This is a genomic window from Pseudomonas tremae (genome assembly GCF_001401155.1).
In the GTDB taxonomy this organism is placed as follows: Bacteria; Pseudomonadota; Gammaproteobacteria; order Pseudomonadales; family Pseudomonadaceae; genus Aquipseudomonas; species Aquipseudomonas tremae.
Genome location: NZ_LJRO01000114.1, coordinates 33,739 through 34,031, shown reverse-complemented (window position 1 = coordinate 34,031; position 293 = coordinate 33,739). Strand labels below are relative to the sequence as shown.

At 55.3% G+C, this 293-nt stretch carries 1 pseudogene (running past one end of the window); it reads right to left on the bottom strand.

The window, feature by feature from the left end:
* Positions 1–193 precede the first annotated feature (193 nt).
* Positions 194–293, bottom strand: a pseudogene (locus ALO43_RS08580) (3'-5' exonuclease); it runs 377 nt beyond the window's last position.

Below are 293 nucleotides of genomic sequence, written 5' to 3'. Positions count from 1 at the left end.
TGAAGGCGATGGATTTGACGGTGCCGTCGAAGTATTCGTTGACCTTGAACATGGGCGATTCCTTATGAAGGGCTGTGAGTGGCTCGCCAGTATGCCCAACACGCCAAACCCCGTCACGCCCTGTTAAGGACGTGTTTTGCAAGAGCGCATCAATAATATGCGTGCAAGGGCTCGGGCTATTATGCCGTCACACTCAGTTGGGCATGATCAGCGGTAAAAGCCGTGCCGTGTTCCGGGCATCGACCAGCGCTCGGTGTTGCTGCCCTGTGAACTGCATGCCCGCTAGTTGCAAA